This window comes from Paenibacillus popilliae ATCC 14706, assembly GCF_000315235.1.
Taxonomy (GTDB): Bacteria; Bacillota; Bacilli; order Paenibacillales; family Paenibacillaceae; genus Paenibacillus_B; species Paenibacillus_B popilliae.
The window spans coordinates 1-229 of record NZ_BALG01000176.1 but is presented as its reverse complement, the minus strand read 5'-3'; the positions used below and the strand labels follow the sequence as shown (position 1 = coordinate 229).

Below are 229 nucleotides of genomic sequence, written 5' to 3'. Positions count from 1 at the left end.
GCAGCAGCATTTGGCCCCAGTTTTGCACGCGGCCCGTCCATTTGCGAGTGACATCCATAGTGACGAGGTATAGCATCTTTAGCAATGCCTCGTCCGTCGGGAAGATGCTTTTGCCCTTGGTCACTTTTCGTAGCTGGCGATGGTAGCTTTCGATCATGTTTGTCGTGTAGATGAGCTTGCGGATCTCTGGCGGATACTTGAAGAACGTAGCGAGTTCATCCCAGTTGGT

1 protein-coding gene is annotated in these 229 nt (G+C 52.0%); it reads right to left on the bottom strand.

Annotated features, from left to right (window positions below; translation table 11 throughout):
* Window positions 1-229 (bottom strand): transposase (locus tag PPOP_RS11850; RefSeq protein ID WP_042228645.1); only part of this gene is annotated, 229 nt, incomplete at both ends.